The 18,938-nt window shown below is 66.5% G+C and carries 15 protein-coding genes and 1 tRNA gene; 13 read left to right on the top strand and 3 right to left on the bottom strand.

Annotated elements, in window-relative coordinates; all coding sequences use genetic code 11:
* Positions 1-296: 296 nt before the first annotated feature.
* Positions 297-500, bottom strand: a complete 204-nt coding sequence (locus RJT68_RS06760; RefSeq protein WP_407039605.1) for a hypothetical protein — start codon at positions 498-500, stop codon at positions 297-299.
* Positions 501-599: 99 nt separating this feature from the next.
* Here RJT68_RS06760 and RJT68_RS06755 point away from each other — a divergent pair, with 99 nt between their 5' ends.
* A complete protein-coding gene (locus RJT68_RS06755; protein ID WP_407039604.1) occupies positions 600-893 on the top strand; it encodes a PRC-barrel domain-containing protein in 294 nt (97 codons plus the stop codon).
* An 85-nt stretch (positions 894-978) separates the two neighbouring features.
* On the opposite strand, the gene RJT68_RS06750 is transcribed toward RJT68_RS06755, so the two are convergent.
* Complete coding sequence (locus RJT68_RS06750; protein WP_407039603.1) at positions 979-2,427, bottom strand: DHH family phosphoesterase; 1,449 nt, start codon at positions 2,425-2,427, stop codon at positions 979-981.
* A 167-nt stretch (positions 2,428-2,594) separates the two neighbouring features.
* On the opposite strand from RJT68_RS06750, the gene RJT68_RS06745 reads away from it, so the two are divergent.
* The 11 genes from RJT68_RS06745 (at position 2,595) to RJT68_RS06695 (ending at position 15,939) form a co-directional block, all read left to right on the top strand.
* A tRNA-Lys gene (locus tag RJT68_RS06745) sits at positions 2,595-2,668 on the top strand.
* Between the two features lie 438 nt (positions 2,669-3,106).
* Positions 3,107-4,048, top strand: a complete 942-nt coding sequence (locus RJT68_RS06740) for an alpha/beta hydrolase (RefSeq protein ID WP_407039602.1) — start codon at positions 3,107-3,109, stop codon at positions 4,046-4,048.
* Positions 4,049-4,128: 80 nt separating this feature from the next.
* A complete protein-coding gene (locus tag RJT68_RS06735) occupies positions 4,129-5,079 on the top strand; it encodes a hypothetical protein (protein ID WP_407039601.1) in 951 nt (316 codons plus the stop codon).
* Between the two features lie 162 nt (positions 5,080-5,241).
* The gene (locus tag RJT68_RS06730; RefSeq protein ID WP_407039600.1) at positions 5,242-6,549 is read left to right on the top strand and encodes a P-loop NTPase; all 1,308 of its coding nucleotides are present in this window, start codon (positions 5,242-5,244) and stop codon (positions 6,547-6,549) included.
* A 394-nt stretch (positions 6,550-6,943) separates the two neighbouring features.
* Positions 6,944-10,459 carry a molybdopterin-dependent oxidoreductase gene (locus tag RJT68_RS06725; protein WP_407039599.1) on the top strand — a complete coding sequence of 1,172 codons (3,516 nt, stop codon included), beginning with the start codon at positions 6,944-6,946 and terminating at the stop codon, positions 10,457-10,459.
* Between the two features lie 30 nt (positions 10,460-10,489).
* Positions 10,490-11,683 (top strand): 4Fe-4S dicluster domain-containing protein, encoded by a 1,194-nt coding sequence (locus RJT68_RS06720; RefSeq protein ID WP_407039598.1) that lies wholly within the window; start codon positions 10,490-10,492, stop codon positions 11,681-11,683.
* Between the two features lie 2 nt (positions 11,684-11,685).
* A complete protein-coding gene (locus RJT68_RS06715) occupies positions 11,686-12,507 on the top strand; it encodes a TorD/DmsD family molecular chaperone (protein WP_407039597.1) in 822 nt (273 codons plus the stop codon).
* 51 nt (positions 12,508-12,558) lie between these two features.
* Positions 12,559-13,143 carry a molybdopterin-guanine dinucleotide biosynthesis protein B gene (mobB, locus tag RJT68_RS06710; RefSeq protein WP_407039596.1) on the top strand — a complete coding sequence of 195 codons (585 nt, stop codon included), beginning with the start codon at positions 12,559-12,561 and terminating at the stop codon, positions 13,141-13,143.
* A 160-nt stretch (positions 13,144-13,303) separates the two neighbouring features.
* Positions 13,304-14,266, top strand: coding sequence for a substrate-binding domain-containing protein (locus RJT68_RS06705; RefSeq protein WP_407039595.1), 963 nt, complete (start codon positions 13,304-13,306; stop codon positions 14,264-14,266).
* Between the two features lie 68 nt (positions 14,267-14,334).
* Complete coding sequence (locus RJT68_RS06700; protein WP_407040334.1) at positions 14,335-15,150, top strand: ABC transporter permease; 816 nt, start codon at positions 14,335-14,337, stop codon at positions 15,148-15,150.
* Positions 15,151-15,270: 120 nt separating this feature from the next.
* Positions 15,271-15,939 (top strand): helix-turn-helix domain-containing protein, encoded by a 669-nt coding sequence (locus RJT68_RS06695; protein ID WP_407039594.1) that lies wholly within the window; start codon positions 15,271-15,273, stop codon positions 15,937-15,939.
* Positions 15,940-16,081: 142 nt separating this feature from the next.
* Here RJT68_RS06695 and RJT68_RS06690 read toward each other — a convergent pair whose 3' ends face one another.
* Positions 16,082-17,143 (bottom strand): phosphotransferase family protein, encoded by a 1,062-nt coding sequence (locus tag RJT68_RS06690; RefSeq protein ID WP_407039593.1) that lies wholly within the window; start codon positions 17,141-17,143, stop codon positions 16,082-16,084.
* A 426-nt stretch (positions 17,144-17,569) separates the two neighbouring features.
* On the opposite strand from RJT68_RS06690, the gene RJT68_RS06685 reads away from it, so the two are divergent.
* The gene (locus RJT68_RS06685; RefSeq protein WP_407040333.1) at positions 17,570-18,886 is read left to right on the top strand and encodes an ABC transporter substrate-binding protein; all 1,317 of its coding nucleotides are present in this window, start codon (positions 17,570-17,572) and stop codon (positions 18,884-18,886) included.
* Positions 18,887-18,938 lie beyond the last annotated feature (52 nt).

The following is an 18,938-nucleotide window of genomic DNA, read 5'->3' as shown; positions in this document are numbered from 1 at the left end:
TGATAGGATTCTAATACCTCAAACCGAAACCTTCCAAGTAGCAATGAGAACATATAGACCACTGGACGTGGTCGCGGTCGTGACGTTCGCGGTAATCGTCATCGCGTGGCTTATCGGGTGGACGACGATCGGAGCGGGACAGACGTCGTTGTCGCCACCCGCAGGAGTTGTGATCGTATACGGGATCGTTACCGCGTACGTGCTCCGGTGGACTCGACGGCGGAGGGGTGAGCGGACGGAGGGTATCTCGGAATAGCTGGCTCGCGCCCCTTTCATCGAGCATAGACGAGTATTTCCTACAAAGAAGGGTTGTCACGGGCGAAACCGGTGACCACGCCGCCGGCGAGCCGGTGGGACACAGTAATGACATTCAGAAAGCATGAAATGTTCGGATACAGTTGGCCTCGACTGCTCGAACGGTTCGCCGATGTCTTCTGAGCGCCGAAGACCCCCTCGACGATCTTCGCCGCCTCGCCGAGGAACCCGTCCGCGTCGATCACCCGCCACCGTCGGGCCGAGCGAGGGAGGGAAACGGGGGCTTCGTTCTCGGGGCCAACGTCTAACAAACTATTAAGAGCCAGCCTCACATGCACCCCAGTATGGACGACATTCCGCACGAAATTACCTCCTTGGTCGGCCGGGAGGTGTACTCGAACAACGGCGTGTTCGTCGGCGAAGTCGAAGACCTCCGGCTGAACCTCCAGGGCGAAGCCGTCACCGGCCTCGCCGTCGGCAGTCTGAATCCCGAACTCTTCAAGGAAGAAGTCGCCTCCGGGAAGGGCGTCATCGTTCCCTACCGCTGGGTGCGAGCCGTCGGCGACGTGATCCTCATCAACGACGTCGTCGAGCGCGTTCGCGAACCCGACGAGGAAGAAGAGGAGATCGTCGCCTGAGGCGACCGGTTCCCGCTCGCGAACCGAACCCGTCTTCTCGTTTCGTCCGCCGACGCGCGAGCGACCGAGTCGAGTACCTCGAGAATCAGCTTCCGTTCGATCCTTCTCCGCCCTCGACGCCCATCGCGTCGAACAGCGTCCGTTTCACCGCCTCCTCGGTCAGGTCGAGCAGCGTGTCCCGCGTGTCGTTGGAGATCTCGATGCCGGTGAAGATGCCGAGCGGAATCTCCGCGCTGGCCTGGGTGGAGTGGCCCGCGGTCTCGCCGATCTCGGCGTAGGCGTCGGCGAGCACCTTGCCGATGTTGATCCGGATGTCCTTCGAGCGCGCGGCGAGGAAGATCGTCTCGTCGGCGATGCCGAAGACGGCCGTGGTGGTCACGCCCTCGAGGTCGAGCAGGTGGCTCGCCGCCTGGGTGAGCGCCTCGCGGTCGCGGACGATGCCCGCGTTGGAGACGAGGTGGCTGCCCTGGACGTCGCGGTTGGCGATCGCCTCGGCGAGTACGTCGAGCGTCTCGGGGGACATCGACGGCGACTCGACCTGCTCCAAGGTGTCGTGGTTCGCGAAGGGGTAGAGGTACGCAGCGGCGGTGAGGTCGGCGGGGGTCGTGTCGCGCTTGAAGTCCAGCGTCTCGGCGCGAATGCCGTAGAGGAGGGCGGTCGCGACCTCCTCGGAGACGTTCATGTCGAACTCCTGGATGTACTTCGTCATGATCGTCGACGTCGAGGACATGTTCGGGCGGATGTCGACGAACTCGGGTTCGTACTCCGTCTCCGGCTCCTGGTGGTCGATGACGATGTCGACGTCCACGTCGACCGCCTCGGAAGTGCCGTGGTCGACGAGCGCGACGGTGTCGTAGATCGATCGGTCCTCGACGTCGTCCCACTGGATCAGGTCGATCCCCAGCAGGTTGACGAACGCGCGGTTCTCCTGGTGACCGACGTCGCCGAGGTAGAGGATGTCCGACTCGATCCCGAGGTGGCTCGCGATCGCCTGCAGCGCGGCTGCGCTCGCGATCGAGTCCGGGTCGGGGCTATCCTGGGTGACGATCGCCAGTCGTTCGGCGGTCTCCTCGACGATCCCGGCGAGCTTTCCGGCGTTGTACTCGAGTTCGCCCGACTCGAGGGCGCGCAGGGCCGAGTCGGCGATGACGGCGGAGGGGTTGATGACCACGTCCGCGCCGAGCTCCTCGAGTTCGTCGCCGGAGACGGGGTCGCTCGCGCGCGCGACGACGAACTGGTTGTCGTTTCGCTCGCGGATGTGTTCGACGGCCAGCTTGTTCGCTTCGACGGCGGAGGCGAGGATGAGGACGACGTCCCGGTCGGCCACGAGGTCGGCGGTTCCGGGGTCGGAGATGTCGGCGGTGCGAGCGTCCATGTCCTGGTCGCGCAGGGACTCGACGCGGCTCTCGTCGCGATCGATGATGAGAACGTCCTTCCCCTGCTCGACGAGTTCCTCCGCGACCGCGTACCCGACGCTCCCACAGCCTAAGATCGCGTAGGTGGAGATCGACGAGATCGTAACCCCCGTACTCATGTGAACGTGAGGTCGAACCCACCGCACTTAACGCTCCCGAAGATTGGTACGCCGCGAGAACGCGTTCCACGCCGCGAACGACGCCCGAACTCATCGCGTGCCGCTGTCTATCACGCCGCCGGCTAAGGGAAACCTATTTCAACGCCCGACCGGAATTTCTGGCTGTAGGGCCGGTAGCTCAGTTAGGCAGAGCGTCTGACTCTTAATCAGACGGTCGCGTGTTCAAATCGCGCCCGGCCCGTTTTCACGACGAACGGACGTGAGGAGTGAAACGGCCGCCGCGATTTGAACGCAGGGAGTGGGAGGTGAGCGACGCCGAAGGCGGAGCGAACGGGAACGACCGTGTGTTCAAATCGCGCCCGGCCCGCTATTGCGACGAACATCCTCGTGAGGAGCAAAGGGGCTACGAGCGATTTGCAGTAGACGAGTCGCAGCCCGCACAGTGAGCGAAGCGAACGAGCAGGAACGTCTCGGCGTAGTTCAAATCGCGCCCGGCCCGTCTTCTGTCCGCAGAGTACCTCGAGAGGGCGACGGTCCCGCCTATCGCTCGCGGAACGGTTCGAACGAACTCGCAGACTCGAGGCGATCATCTCGAACCGACCGAGACCGCCTTCGAGGCCGCTACCGAACAAACTTCCCCGACCAGAACAGTTTAGTCCGATTCGCCGAACGATTCGGCATGCACGCGGACAGGATCGATCCGCAGGCCAGGCGGGCGCTCGAGCGCCAGCGGTGGATCCCGATGCCCCGCAGCCGCTACGGTCTGAAGCTCTTTCGGCACCTCAGTCGTCCGGTGATGCGATTTCGGAACCGGAACGGCCCGAGCGTGGGGCGGACGATCGGCCGAACGATCCCAGGGCCCGCGGGCGACCTCGAGGCCCGGTTGTACCTCCCGAACGCGAACGGGCCCTATCCCACGGTCGTCTTCTTCCACGGCGGGGGGTTCGTCCTGGGGAGCATCGAGACGCACGACTGGCTCTGTCGGTACCTCACTCGAGAGAGCGGGTGTGCGGTCCTCTCGGTCGACTATCGGTTGGCACCCGAACACCCCTTCCCGGCGGCGGTGGAGGACGCCTACGCGGCCGTCGAGTGGGTGGCCGAGAACCCGGAAGCGGTCGGCGGGAACGGACGGATCGCGGTCGCGGGCGACTCGGCAGGGGGAACGCTCGCCGCCGTCGCCGCGCTGATGGCCGCCAAACGAGACGGACCCGAAATCGACCACCAGGTGCTGCTCTATCCGGCCGTCGGCGTCGACGCGGACCAGCCATCGGTCCGGGAGCACGCGGGCCTCGTCCTCGACGAGGAGGACATGGCGTGGTACGACGAGTGCTACTACCGGAGGGATATCCACCGGCGCAACCCCTACGCGGACCCGACGAACGCCCGCGACCTCTCCGGCGTCGCCCCAGCGACGGTCGTCACCGCCGGGTTCGACCCCCTGCGCGACGGGGGGAAGGCCTACGCCGAACAACTCGTCCGCGACGGCGTCCCGACGCGCTACGAGAACTACGAGGACATGGTCCACGGCTTCGCGACGCTCCGCGGCGTCGATCGCGCGCTCGAGGCCGTCGCGGACGTCGGGCGCGACCTCGCCGACGCCTTCGACCTCGAGGACGACTGATCGGATCGAGGAAGCGGGACGATCGGGGGCGATTCGGCCGACACAATCAACACCTCCGACCGAGTCCCCGTACGTATTCGATGTCCCAAGAACCGCCCTCTCGGCCGGTGCGGTCGGGCGCCTACCCCATCGTCCCCCTCCTCGAGGGTACGGGGATCGACGCGGACGGGCCGGTCGGGATCGGGATCACCATCGCCGGCGACGGCGGGTGGAACGAGAACGAACTCGAGGTGTTCTGCAAACGAACGCGCATCGACCCCGGCGAGACGATCGAACTCGTCATCTCCGTTTCGGGGGTCGGACGGATCGACGAGCGCGACCTGAGCGTCTTCTACGAGTCGGACGACGTGATCGACCTCGACGACCCCGGGACCGTCTGGCGAAATCGCGGTTCGGAGTCGGCCGAGCGGGAGGCGATGTCTGTCGACTCCCGTCCGGCCGATCACGAACCAGCCGACGTGGGGTCCAACGCCGGCGCGGGTTCCGACGCCGCCGCGGTAGCGAATAGTGACGGAAACGATGACCGTGTCGGAGACGGGAGTGGCGAGGACGATTCCGACGCCGGTCCCGGCCACCGGTCGCCGAGCGAGGCGGACGCCTCCTCGAGCGGCGACGTGGCCGCGTCAGCGCGCGAAGGGACGAAGGGCGGCCGGCCCGAGGGGGCGACGTCCACCCCCGACGAAGGGGACCGGGAACCGTCGCACGACGCGGGGAATTCGATGGCCGACGCCGACCCGATGGACGGGACGGCCCTCGAGTGGAAATCCCTCGAGGGGCCGACGACGGACGATCCGTTCTACCTCCTGGAACTCAACACGCTCGAGACGGTGTCCCCGGGAGCGTACACGCTGCCGGTTGTCTTCACGTTCCGGTCCGAGCGCGGGATCAAGCAGGTGAAGAAGGCGCCGACGGTTCGCGTCAGGAGTCGGCGGGAGCGGTGGGAGCCGTGGATCACCCGGGCGATCGTCGGAATCTCGATCGCGGTCGCGCTCGTGGCCCTCCTCTCGGTCGCCGGCCTCCTGTCGGTGTGATCGCCCCCCTCGGCGCGCCCCTGCTCGTCGGTGACGATGTGTTTCTCGAATCGGGCACGTTCCCTCTGCGGTCTTCCCAGGACGTGGGAACTCCCGAGGGGTGAAAAAGCGGGTCGGTCGAACGGTGAGGTGTATCGCGAGAGCCGTACGCGCACACCGACCATGACAGACGAGACACCGAGAACGGACGACGAGGTTCGGCGAGCGGTCGTCGATCGGATTCGCGAGGTGCGAGTTGGCGACGGGGACCCGATCTCCGGAGAGTTGCTCGAGGAGGTCGACGTCTCTGACGGCGTCGTCACATTCACCGTCGATTTCGCGAGGCTGGACCGCGGGATGGCCGAACGCGTGACCGACCAGTTGCGAGGCGCCGGCCTCGCCACGCGCGGGGTCGACCACGTCCGCCTCGAGGCGGCCGACGCCGAGGCGCCCGAGACGGGAATTCCGGTCACCGGCGCGGAGTCGCTGATCGCCGTCGCGAGCGCGAAAGGCGGCGTCGGGAAGACGACCGTGACGGTCGCGCTCGTACGCGCGCTGTCGGAGGCGGGGCTGAACGTCGGCGTCTTCGACGCGAACGTCCACGCTCCCGACGCGCCCGCGTTGCTCGGCGCGACGGGTCCGGTTCGTGCCTCCCCCACGGGTCGCCCGATCCCGGTCGAGGTCGACGGCGTACAGGTCGTCAGCATCGAGTTGATCGCCGAGGACGGGCCGAACGCCTGGCGCGGGGCGATGGTTCACGACGTCGTGACCGACCTCCTGGGGAACGCCGCCTGGGAGGACCGCGACGTGCTCCTGATCGACCTGCCGCCGGGGATCGGCGACGGCGTCTACACCGTCGTCCAGCAGGCGCCCCTCGACGGCGCCCTGTTCGTGAGCACGCCCACGGACGCCTCCGCTCGAGCGACGAACCGATCGGCCTCGCTGTTCGAGGCGAACGGCGTGGAGACGATCGGCGTCGTGCCGAACATGGCCGGCGCGACCGCGGACGGCGGCGCGACCCCGTTCGAGTCCGACTCCGACGACGCCAGAGCGCTCGCCGAGGCGATCGACGACGACGCGTACGCGGCCGTCGACCCGATCCCGTTCGATCCCGCGCTTCGGGATCCGATGGACCTCGCGGTCGACGACCCCGAAACCGACGGCGAACTGGCGGTCGCGTCCCTCGCCGAGACGGTGCGCTCGTTCGTCGCCGAGCGCGGGGAGTCGCGGGCGCCCGAGGACGCGGTCGACCTCCGGGGGCTGCCGCCGAAGACGAGCGAGCGTCAGGCGCTCACCGAACTCGACGCCGCGGCCGGCGAGGATATTTCGCTGCTGGTTCGGGGTGAACCGAACGATCTCGTCGAAACGCTCGAGGACACCCTCGTTCGCGACGGTCGCACCCTCGAGCGAGCCGACGTAGACGACCTCGGCCGCGAGGGCTGGCTCCTTCGGCTTCGATCCTCTTCGGCGCGCTCGGAAGCGACGGTCTGATGGAGCGGTAGCGAGCGATCGACTTCCTCGAGCGACCTGACTCGGCTCGCGTTCCGTCCGTTATCGACCACGAACGTTCCCGTTTCTTCGATCTCGAGCGGTTTTCGATTCTCGATCCGTACCGGCTCCGTTCGTCGACGAAGCGCCCCGACGGCGACCGGCTTTCGATCACTCATAAACTCCCCCGATACTGTGGGAATTCGCCGCTCCGTCCCCAGCGCGTGGGAACTCACATTTTGGATTAACAGTGTAGAGACGCGAGTCGTGCGTGTATGGTACACGGACGACCGACTATCGATCGTCGTCTTCGGTCGCGAATGCGCCGGCGCCATCGACGCACGGTGGCGACCGAACCGTCCGATGACCTCTCTGCATCTCTGGAGGGGGTGATCTCATGAGTGACGACGACGGACTACAGCTGACGCGACGGGAACTGGCCGCCGCGGCGGCGGGTATCGCCGGGGCGTCGGGGCTCGGCCTCCTCGGCCACCGCCGGTTGACCGGCGGCGAGGAGACGTCCGAGCCTGATAACGTAAAGAGCAATCCGTTCGAGGACTACCCTAACGAGGACTGGGAAGAGCACTACCGCGACGTGTGGGAGCCCGACGACTCCTTCATGCTCACGTGCACGCCCAACGACACGCACAACTGTTACCTCGAGGCGTCGGTGAAGAACGACCAGATCACGCGCCTCGGTCCCTCGATGAACTACGGAGAGGCGACCGACCTCGAGGGGAATCAGGCCAGCCAGCGGTGGGACCCGCGGGTCTGTAACAAGGGTCTCGCCATGGTCGAGCGATTCTACGACGACCGCCGCGTGAAAGCGCCGATGGTCCGCGAGGGCTTCAAGCAGTGGGTCGAGGACGGCTTCCCGCGCGACGCCGACGGCTCGATGCCCGAGGAGTACGCCCGGCGCGGCGAGGAGGACTTCGTCGAGGTCTCCCACGAGGAAGCTCACGAACTCGCCGCCCGAACGTTCCTCGAACTCGCCGAGCACTACAGCGACGAGGATGGCACACAACGGCTCCTCGAACAGGGCTACGACGAGCGCGTCGTCGAGGAGACCCAGGGAGCCGGCGTCCGGACGATGAAGTTCCGCGGCGGGATGCCGCTGCTCGGCGTCATCAAGCTGTTCGGCCAGTACCGCAACGCGAACTCGATGGCGCTGCTCGACCGCTACGTCCGCGACGTCGACGAGGGCGAGGCGGTGGGCGCGATGGGGTTCGACAACTACTCCTTCCACACCGACCTGCCGCCGGGGCACACGATGGTCACCGGCCAGCAGACGGTCGACTTCGACCTCGCGAGCCTCGAGTACGCGGACCACATCGTGCTCGACGGGATCAACTACCTGACCTCGAAGATGGCCGACTGCCACTGGCTGACCGAGGCCAAGCTGAAAGGCGCGAAGGTGACCGGCATCTTCACCGACTACAACGCCACGGCCTCGAAGTGCGACGAACTCATCACGGTCCGGCCGGCCTCGGACACCGCGCTGTTCCTCGGCGCCGCCCGGTACATCATCGAGGAAGGACTGTACGACGAGGAGTACGTCCGGAAGTACACGGACCTCCCGCTGCTCGTCCGGATGGACGAGAACGAACTGCTCCGTGCCAGCGACGTTTTCGAGGACTACGAGCCGGCCGAGCTCGAGATGACCGAGACGGTGGCAGACGACGAGAGTCGCCCTGGCGTCGACGTGGCGAACCTCGACGAGCAGGTCATCACCGACGAACTGCGCCGGGAGTGGGGCGACTTCGTCGTCCGCGACGCCAAGACGGACGAATTCGAGGCTGTCACCCGCGACGACTTCGGGAACGAGTTCGACGTCCCTGCCGCGATCGAAGGGAGCTTCGAGATCGAACTCGCGGACGGTGAGACGGTCGAGGTGCGCACGGTGTTCGACCTTATCAAAGAGCACCTGGTCGAGACCTGGGATCTCGAGTCGACGGCCGAGGTGACCGGCACCGCCCCCGAGGCGATCGAGAACCTGGCGCGGGACTTCGCGGACAACAAGGAGAAGACGCTGCTGCTAACCGGGATGGGGCCGAACCACTACGCGAACGCCGACCAGCACGGTCGCGCCGCGTTCCTGCTCGCCTCGTTGACACGAAACGTCGGCTACGAGGCCGGAAACGTCGGCTCCTACTCCGGGAACTACCGCATGGCGTACTTCAACGGCGTCGGCCAGTACGCCTTCGAGGACCCGTTCGACGTCGAACTCGATCCCGACGAGCCCGCGCGCACGAACCAGCGCTTCGGCGTGCACTCGGCGCACTTCTACACCAACCTCGACAAGCCCCTGAAAGTCGACGGCGAGTACTACCAGGGCGAGACTCACATGCCGACGCCCACGAAGTCGATCTGGGTGTCGGGATCGAACTCGATCCTCGGCAACGCGAAGGGCGCTTACAAGATCATCGAAAAGGCCCTTCGCACCGGGAAGATCGAGGCGTTCTTCACCAACGAGTGGTGGTGGTCGATGACCTGCGAGTACTCCGACATCGTCTTCCCGGCGGACTCGTGGGCCGAACACCACGTCCACGACATCACCGCCTCGGTCACGAACCCGTTCATCACGACGATGCCGGAAACCGGCCTCGAGGAACGGATCTTCGACACGCTGAACGACGCCCAGCACTACAAGGGGGTCGGCGAGAAGCTCGCCGAGTTGACCGGAGACGATCGCTTCGTCGATTACTGGGCGTTCATCGACGAGGACGAGTACCGGGCCAAGCCGTACCTCCAGCGCATCCTCGACCACTCCAACGCGGTCTCCGGCTACGACGTCGACGACCTGCTCGAGGACGCCGAGGAGGGGACGCCGGCGATCATCATGACCCGGTCGTACCCCAAGCGCGTCGGCAACGAGCAGATGCGCGACGATAAACCGTGGTACACGAAGACCGGCCGGCTCGAGTTCTTCCGCGAGGAGCCGGAGTTCGCGGAGGCCGGCGAGAACATACCGCTTCACCGCGAGCCGATGGACGCGACGCCGTACGAGCCGAACGTCATCGTCGACGCCAGCGACAGTCCCGTCATCTCCCCCGAGACCCCCGACGACCGCGGCTGGGACAGCGCCGAGAAGGCCCGGGACACCAACGACCGGCAGGTCCGAAACGTGATCAAGACGCCGGCCGAGCTGGTCGAGACCAGCCACCCGCTGACCGAACTCGAGGGCGGGTACGACTACGTCTACATGACGCCGAAGTACCGTCACGGGACCCACACCTTCGGCAACGACCTGCCCAATATCTCGGTCTGGTGGGGCAACTACGGCGACATGAAGCGCGAGGACGAGCGCAAGCCCTACTTCGGCGAGGGGTACGTCGAGATGAACCCCGAGGACGCTCGCGATGAGGGTTTCGACGACGGCGACTACGTGTGGGTCGACGCCGACCCGTCGGACCGCCCGTTCCCGGGATACGATCCGGACGACGACGACTACGAGTACACCCGCGCGCTGATGCGGATTCGGTACCAGCCGAGCCTCCCGCGGGGGGTCACGCGGAGCTGGATGAACGTCAGTCAGACGTCCCACAAGACCTTCGAGGCCACGAAGGAGCGCGACGACGGGATGGCGAAGGCCGAGGACACCAACTACGCGTCGATGTACCGCCAGGGCGGTCACCAGTCGACGACGACGACCTGGCTGCGCCGGACCTGGATGACCGACACGATGCCGCGCAAGGCCATGCTGGGTCAGAACATCGACGTCGGGTTCGAACCCGACGTCCACGCGGCCAACGGCGCGCCCAAGGAGTCGTTCGTGAAGATCGAGAAGGCCGAAGACGGCGGCATCGACGGCGACGGCAAGTGGGAACCCCTCGAGGAGGGGGTCCGACCTACGAACGAGGACGACCGAATGAAGCGGTATCTGAGCGGCGAGTTCGTGAGCGAATCCGACTGATCGACGAACACAATCCGATTACAACGAACAATGGCAGAAGTTTACAACTGGCAGATCGGCCGCGAGATGGACTACCCGTACCCCGAGACCCGCCCGGAGCGACAGTGGGCCGGGGTGTTCGACATCAACAAGTGTATCGCGTGCCAGACGTGTACGCTCTCGTGCAAGACGACTTGGACCCACGACGAGGGCCAGGAGCACATGTTCTGGAACAACGTCGAGACGAAGCCCTACGGCTCCTACCCGCTCGCCTGGGACGTCGAGATCCTCGACCGCCTCGGCGCCCAGGAGTGGGGCTCCGACGGCGTCTACGACGGCAAGACGATCTTCGAGGTGCGCGACTTCGACTGGGAGGACATGGCGATCGACGACGATTCGGACACGATGCACAGCGAGGGGATCGAGGGCTACCGCCCCGACGACCGGGACTGGGCCCAGCCGAACATGGGCGAGGACGAGCCGACAGGTGACGCCTTCGAGTCCGACACCCACTTCGACGGGGACACCCACCCGATGTGGTTCTTCTACCTCCCGCGGGTGTGCAACCACTGCACGTTCGCCGCCTGCGCGGGCGGCTGTCCGATCCAGGCGATCTACAAGCGCCAGGAGGACGGCATCGTCCTCCTCGACGAGGACAGTTGCGAAGCGTTCCAGGAGTGCGTTCGCGCCTGCCCGTACGGGAAGTCGGTCTACAACTCCGTCGCGGGTAACTCGCAGAAGTGCGTCGGGTGTTACCCCAAGATCGAGCAGGGGCTCGTTCCGCAGTGTTTCGAAAACTGCCTGGGCAAGATTCGGATGCACGGCTGGATCAACCAGCCCGACGACGCCGATCCGTCGAGCCCGATCGATTACCTCGTCCACGAAGCGGAAGTCGCGTTGCCGCTGTACCCGCAGCTCGGCCTCGAGCCCAACGTCTACTACGTCCCGCCGATCAACGTGCCCACTGATTACCTCACGCAGATGTTCGGTCCGCGCGTCGAGCAGGCCCAGGAGACCTACCGGGCGGCCCGCCGCGGCGACGAGGAGTACCGCGAACTGCGCGGCCTGCTCCAGCTGATGGGATCGACACAGTGGCGCATCGAGGAGTTCGAGGTCACCGACGAGGAGGCCATCGGGTACGATAAGGACGGGAAGACGGTCGCCCGCGTCCCGATGAAGGAACCCCGGTACGAACGCGAACGGTACGACGAGTCGAACGACGTCTACCGACTGGACATCGCCTGATCATGACCGCACGGACCAACGTCCACCGCGCGCGGTTGTACAAGCTCGCCTCCCTGGCGTTCGACAGACCGACGGAGGAGGTCGAGGAGGCGCTCACCACCGGGGAGTTCGCCGAGCAGTTGCTCGAGTCGGCCGCCGCGCTCGCGGACGAGGGCGGCGCCGACGACCTCCGCGAGCGCGCCGAAGCCGTCGTCGCCGACTGCCCCGAGGATCCGGACGGCGTCGACGACCTCTACTCGAGCTACTCGTCCCTGTTCGGCTTCGAGCGGGGTGGCGACGTCGCTCAGTACGAACTCGCGTACGCCCCCGGTACGCTCGTCGTGAACACGAACGAACTGGCCGATATCGCCGGCTTCTACGAGGCCTTCGGCCTCTCGGTCGCGGACGGCAACCGCGACCGGGTCGACCACCTCCCCACCCAGCTCGAGTTCTGCTCGCACCTCGCGTTGCAGGCGGCGTACCTCGAGCTGGACGAGGACGAGACCGGGCTCGAGATCGTCACCGACGCCGGGGGCGCCTTCGTCGAGGACCACCTCGGTCGGTGGATCCCGCGATTCCGGGAGACGGTCCACGAGGAGACCGACGCCGCCTTCTACCGCGCGCTCGCGAATCTCGTCGACGCCCTCGTCTCCTTCGACGCCGACCGGTTCGGGGTGGAACCGCGCCCCTACCAGGAGACGGGGTCGTCGCCGACCGACGCCTTCCTCGGAGACGACGACGGGGCCGACTTCCGGTGTGGTACCTGCGGTCTCTCGTCGTCCGAACCGAACCCCTCCCAGGGGGAACCGCAGATGCCCATGGGCGATCGAAACGGGCCGTACTGACGACCCCTCCTCCGGAAATCGCGTCCCCGTCCATCGTCCGCGTTACGAAAGATGATTCCAACCCCCTCACCGCCGCACCCGCCTCGAGTCGTCGCCGTCGCCGGCCCGAGCGACGCCGGGAAGACGACGCTGGTCGAACGTCTCGTCCCGCGGCTCGCCGAAACCGGCCGGGTCGGGACGATCAAGCCGATCCACCACGAGATCGAGATCGACGCACCGGGTACCGACACCCACCGCCACCGCACCGCCGGCGCCGACGCGGTCGTCGGCGTCACCCCGACGCTCACGTTCGATATCGAGGAGACGGGGAAGCGCGACCCTCGATCCACCGGGGCCGCCGAACGGGCGTTCGGCATCGAGCGCGACCACGGAGACCGCCGGGAACTCGAGGCGCTCGCGAACGCGCTCGCCCGCCTCGAGCGGCGGAAGTTCGACTACGTGATCGTCGAGGGCTTCGCGGCGGCGCCCCTGCCGACGATCCTCGTCGGCGACCGCTCGCCCGACGCGATCGGCGGCGAGGTCGTCGGTCGCGGAGCGGACGACCTCGAGGAGCTACTCGAGACGATTCGGGGGCTCGAGCCGATCCAGTCGGTCCGATCGAAATCTGCCACCGACGGGGACGAGCCGTCCGCGTGAGGACCTCGAGGAGGCGGCGAAACGGCGTCCCGTTTCGATCGGTACCAATCCGCCGAACGCGTCCGATCGATCCGGCGTCCTCGTAACCGATTTCGGTTATATTCCTACGATATAGGAACTAAACGGAGTTATATTTTAACGGGCGATCGAAGGGACGTCCATGAGCGAGTCTGACGGTCGGCCGGGACCCGCGCGGGATCGGCGGTCGTTCCTCGCGACCGCCGGCGCCGTCGGAGCAGCGTCCGTCGGGGTCGGCCTCGCGGGTTGTCTCGGCTCGAGCGAGCGCGTGTCGGTCCTCGCTGCGGGCAGCCTCGCGGTCGTCTTCGAGGATGCGATCGGTCAGACGTTCGAAGCCGAGACCGACGCCGCCTACCAGGGGGAGTACCACGGCGCGAACGCCGTCATGCGGATGGTCGAGGGCGGGCGGAAACACCCCGACGTGGTGGTGAGCGCCGACGTCGACCTCCTGCGCGATCGGTTGTACCCGGACCACGCGACGTGGGACGTCGAGTTCGCCGCGAACGAGGTCGGAATCGCGTACGATCCGGACACCGACCTCGGCGAGCGCCTCGAGGCGGGCGAGCCGTGGTACGAGGTGTTCGCCGACGCCGGCGACGACGAGATCGCCATCAGTGACCCCGACCTGGACCCGCTGGGCTACCGCGCGCTCCACCTGTTCGAACTCGCCGCCGAGGAGCACGACCTCCCCGACTTCCGCGAGGAACTGCTCGAGACCGTCTACCGGGAGCCGAACGAACCCGCCCTGCTCGAGGGCGTCGACTCGGGGAACCGGGCCTGCGCGGTCGCCTACCGGAACATGGCCGTCGAACACGACGTCCCGTTCCTCGAGTTGCCCGACGCGTACAACTTCGGGAATCCCGACCCCGAGTACGAATCGCGCTACGCCGAGGCGACGTACGAGACCGACGAAGGGTACGAGACGACCGGTTCGCCCGTGATCTACAACGCCACCGTGCGGCGCGACTGCGACAACCCCGACGGCGGCGAGGCGTTCGTCCGCCACCTCCTCGAGTCCTCGGCCGACCTCGAGGAGCGCGGCTTTCGCGTTCCCGCAGCCCTCCCGCGTTCGCACGACGAGGTTCCCGAAGGGGTGGTTCCGTGAGCACCGACGACCGACGATCCGCACTCGGCGCCCGACTCGAGCGCGGGCTGACGGCGGTCCTCGAACGAATTTCCGGAACGAAAGGTGAAAACGGCGAGCGAGGAAGACGGACGACCGACGGCCTCGCGATCCCGGCCCTGCTCGGCGCGGTGTTGCTCGCGTACGTCCTCGTGCCGTTCGCCGTCTTCCTCTCGCGGGTCGGCTCCGTCGGCGTCCTCCAGGGGCTCGGCGAACCGGCGACGCGGGAGGCGATCCGGAACTCGCTGCTGACCGCGCCCGTCTCGACCCTGCTCGCCGCGACGTTCGGCGTCCCGCTTGCGTACGTCCTCTCGCGGGCGTCGTTCCGGGGCAAGCGCCTCGTCGAGGCGGCCGTCCTCCTCCCGCTCGTCCTCCCGCCGGTGGTCGGCGGCGCGCTACTGCTGTCGGTCGTCGGCCGGTACGCCCCGATCGGCGCCGCGGCAGCGGACCTCGGCGTTCCCCTCACGGGGAGTCTCGCGGGCGTGATCCTCGCCCAGACGTTCGTCGCCGCGCCGTTCCTCGTCGTCTCCGCCAGGGCGGGCTTCGACGGCGTCGACGTCCGCCTCGAGGAGGCCGCGCGAACGCTCGGCCACGGCCCGCTCCAGACGTTCAGGCTGGTCTCGCTGCCGCTCGCGCGGAACGCGATCGCCGCCGGGGTGGTCCTGACGTTCGTGCGCGCTATCGGCGAGTTCGGCGCGACGACGATGGTCGCGCACACCCCCCGAACGATGCCGACCCAGATCTGGGTCTCGTGGCTCTCCCACGGCATCGACGCCGTGGCCCCGATCGCGCTCGCGCTCCTCGCGATCGCCCTCGTCGTCGTCGGGGTCGTCCAACTTTTGCTCGGAACGCCCGGTCGAAGCTAGCGCGGGTCGACCGGGAACGCGGCTCGAAACGGTCGAAAAAGCGGTCTTTCACGATCGTCGGTGCTAGCATCTTTGGAAACGGGATTATCCCCGTACTCGGCGTACGGTGGAACGAGAACGATGACATCAATCGCAGACATCGAGATTCCGGCGGCCGAGACCGGGCTGGGCGAGGTATTCGAGGCCGCACCCTCGATGAACGTCGAGGTCGAGCAGGTGATCGCCTCGAACGGACGCGGACTCTGGCTGTCGGGTCCGAGCCAGTCGGAGATCGAAACCGCCCTGGCGGAGGCGCCGGCCATCGAGGAGCACACGTCGATCAGTCGCGGCGACGATCGCTGGCTCTACGACGTTGAATTCGGTCGGGACGTCGTAGACGTCTTCGACCTCGTCCTCGACGAGCGGGGGACGGTCCTCCGGGCGACCGCCTCCGAGGGCACCTGGTACCTCCGGATCCGCTTCGCCGAGCGCGACAGCGTGAGCACGCTCTACGACCGCCTCCGCGAGAACGACATCACGCCGACGATCGTCCGCCTGTTCGACCTGACGGAGGACGTCCACTCGAGGTGCGGCCTCACCACCAGGCAGTACGAAACGCTGGTCGCCGCGATCGACCACGGCTACTTCGAGATCCCCCGCGAGATCTCGATGCAGGAACTCTCCGACGAACTGGGCATCTCCCACCAGGCGCTCTCCGAACGCCTCCGTCGCGCCTACCGGGCGCTCGTGACGACCGAACTCGACGTCGCGGACGAGTCCGCCACCACGCCCGCGATCACCAGCGACTGAACCGATCTTTTCCGCGTCCCACCCCGTTGCAACGTGGTCGACCCCACGTTCGACTCGATCGTTCGTCTCGAAGGCGACGAGCCGTCAGTTTCGAACCGACGACGCTCGAGGAACGCACCCTCGGTAGGAGAAAAAGCGCGTCCTACAGGGGTTCGTCGCCGTCGACGATGCGCTTCGCTCGAGCGGCCAGCGCGGGTACCCGCTCCTCCATGAGCGGGTACATCGGATCGTCGCTGTTGCCCTCGAGGTAGCGGCGGAAGAACATCTCGCCGAGGGCGGCGAGTTTGTAGACGGCGAGGCCGCGGTAGAAGCGGTCGTGCTCGTACTCGAAGCCGGTCTGCTCTTCGTAGCGGTCGACCAGTTCGACGCGGGTGGGGTAGCCCTCGGCCTCCATGAACTGCGTGGTGAGTTCCGGGATGGCCGGGTCGGGATCTTTCCGGTCGCGCCAGTACGAGAGCATCCAGCCGAGGTCGGCCCGGGGGTCGCCGAGGGTGGCCATCTCCCAGTCGAAGACGCCGACCAGTTCCGGCGGCTCGTCGGGGCCGAACATCACGTTGTCGAGCTTGTAATCGCCGTGGACGAGCGTGTGCGGGTACTCCTCCGGGACGTTGTCACGGAGCCAGCCGCCGACCTCGCGGAGGTCGGGCACCTCGCGTTCGTCCTCGGTTCGCTCGAACGCCCAGGCGAGTTGCTTCCCCCAGCGGTCGACCTGTCGCTGGGTGTAGCCCTCGGGCCGGCCGAACTCGCCCAGTCCGACGGCCTCGTAGTCGACCTCGTGGATCGTCGCGAGCGTGTCGACCAGTTCCTCGCCGATCCGTTTCCGGTACTCAGGCTCCGCGAATCGGTCCGGTTCCTCGTCGCGGAGGACGACCCCCTCGAGTCGCTCCATGACGTAGAAGTCGCTGCCGATGATGTCGTGGTCCTCGCAGGCGAGCAGCGGTTCGGCGAGGGGCACGTCAGTCTCGATCAGCGCGTCGGTGACCCGGTACTCACGGAGGACGTCGTGGGCCGTCTCGGCGGTCTCGCCCGGCGGCGGGCGGCGGATCACCAGTTCCCGATCGCCCCAGGTGACGAACAGCGTCTCGTTCGAGTGCCCCTCCCGGTGGCGCCGCACGTCGTACTCGTCGACCGCGCCGAGGTGCGCCTCGAGGTACGCCTCGAGCGCGTCCTCGTCGACCAGCCGCTCGTAGTAGTCGTCGCTCATGGGGCGCGGGCGTGAATTCGGCCGACGTGGGCCGCCGTACGGTACTCGTTCGCCGAATCGAGGTTCGTGCGCACCATCGTGATATCCGCTACTGTCACCTTCCCCCTTACCGAAAATTGTTTCGGCGCCGGACTCGCCTAACAGTGTACAGAACTGACGCTCGATGGTACGTACCAGTGGGGTTGCGATCCGGATTACCGGCTCTCCGTGAATCACCAGACGCGGCCTCGACGGACGTGGAATTGGGCACTTCCGAGTAGGTTATCCGATAGCCGAGTATATTCACCAGTATTAATAGAACGGTTATTTGGGAAAGGTATTACGCCTGGCGAGTGAAAGAATTAGAATCTCCTGATACGTCGTGTGTGATATTATTAATTATGTTTATATGCGCTTCTTCCCACCTCTCTGTCGTGGTATACTGTGATTGGTGATAACAATCGAGGAAGGGAGGCCCGGAACGGTTCGAGTGCTCGAGCGAACGTCGGAATCGATCGACGGTCGTTCGTGAAGACGACGGCAGCGGGAGCGAGCATCGCCGCGTTCGCGGGGTGTCTCGGCGGCGGCGGCGGTGGCGGCGACACCGTTCGGCTCGGCGCGCTCTACATCCAGTCGGGGTTCGCGTCGCTGTACGGCGAAGAAGCCGAACGAGGGTTCGACCTGGCCGTCGACGAGATCAACGACGACGGCGGGATCGACGGGAAGGACGTCGAGGTGGTCGTCCGCGACACCGAGGGGGACTCGGAGACAGGGATCAGCCAGATGCGCAGCCTCGTCGAGGAGGAGAACGTCGACGGATTGTTCGGCCTCGACAGCAGCGGGGTCGCCCAGGCGGTCGCGCCCCAGGTCGAACAGTACCAGATTCCGCTGATGGTGACCCACGCCGGGACGCCCTTCCTGACCTCGCCGGAGGGCGAGCACGAGAAATCCGTCGGGAACGACTACGTCTTCCGAGCGAGCAACAGCGTGACCCACGACATGTACGGCGCCGCGCGCATCGCCTCGGAACTCGACGTCACGGACTGGGCGACGATCGGGCCCAACTACGCCTTCGGCGAGGAGACGTGGGATTACTTCCGGGCGTTCATGGACGGGCTCGACGTGGAAGCGAACTGGGTCACCGAACAGTTCCCCGAACTCGCCTCGAACGACTTCTCCTCGGACATCGACGCCGTTCTGGGCGAGGAACCGGAGGCGGTGATCACCCCGCTGTGGGGCTCGGACCTGACGACGTTCCTCGGACAGGCCGAGGACGCCGGCTGGTTCGACGAGATCGAGTACACGCTGTTCAGCGTCGGCATGGGGACCGACCTGCCGGCCGACGGCTCGCCGTTACCAGAAGGCGAGTACGCTTCGACGCGGTACGACCCCTTCGAGCCCGACTCCGAGGAGAACGAGACGTTCAGGGAGACGTACTGGGACGAGTACGAGACCCTTCCCACGTACAACGCGGAGGGAGCCTACCGTGCCGTCTACCTCTACAAGGAGGCCATCGAGGCCGCCGGGGGGGCGAACGCCGACGACCTCGTCGACCAGTTCACCGGCATGGAACACAGCGGCCCCGTCGGCGAGTACCGCTTCGACGAGGAGACGAACCAGGCGACGGTCGCGTCCATCTGGGGCACGGTGAGCTACTCCGACGAGTGGGAGAGCAACGTCCTCGATCCGGTCGAGTACATGGACGTCGAACCGCAGGAACTGCGGGACCTCCTCGAGGGGTCCGACCTGCCCGCGGGGGCCTGAGCGTGACGGCGTCACCACCGATCGCGAACCATCCGTCGCTTCCGATGCACGC

The sequence above is a fragment of the Halovalidus salilacus genome (assembly GCF_031852275.1).
Lineage (GTDB): Archaea > Halobacteriota > Halobacteria > Halobacteriales > Natrialbaceae > Halovalidus > Halovalidus salilacus.
Note: the sequence above shows the minus strand (reverse complement) of the source record. Positions and strands in the feature narration are given on the sequence as shown.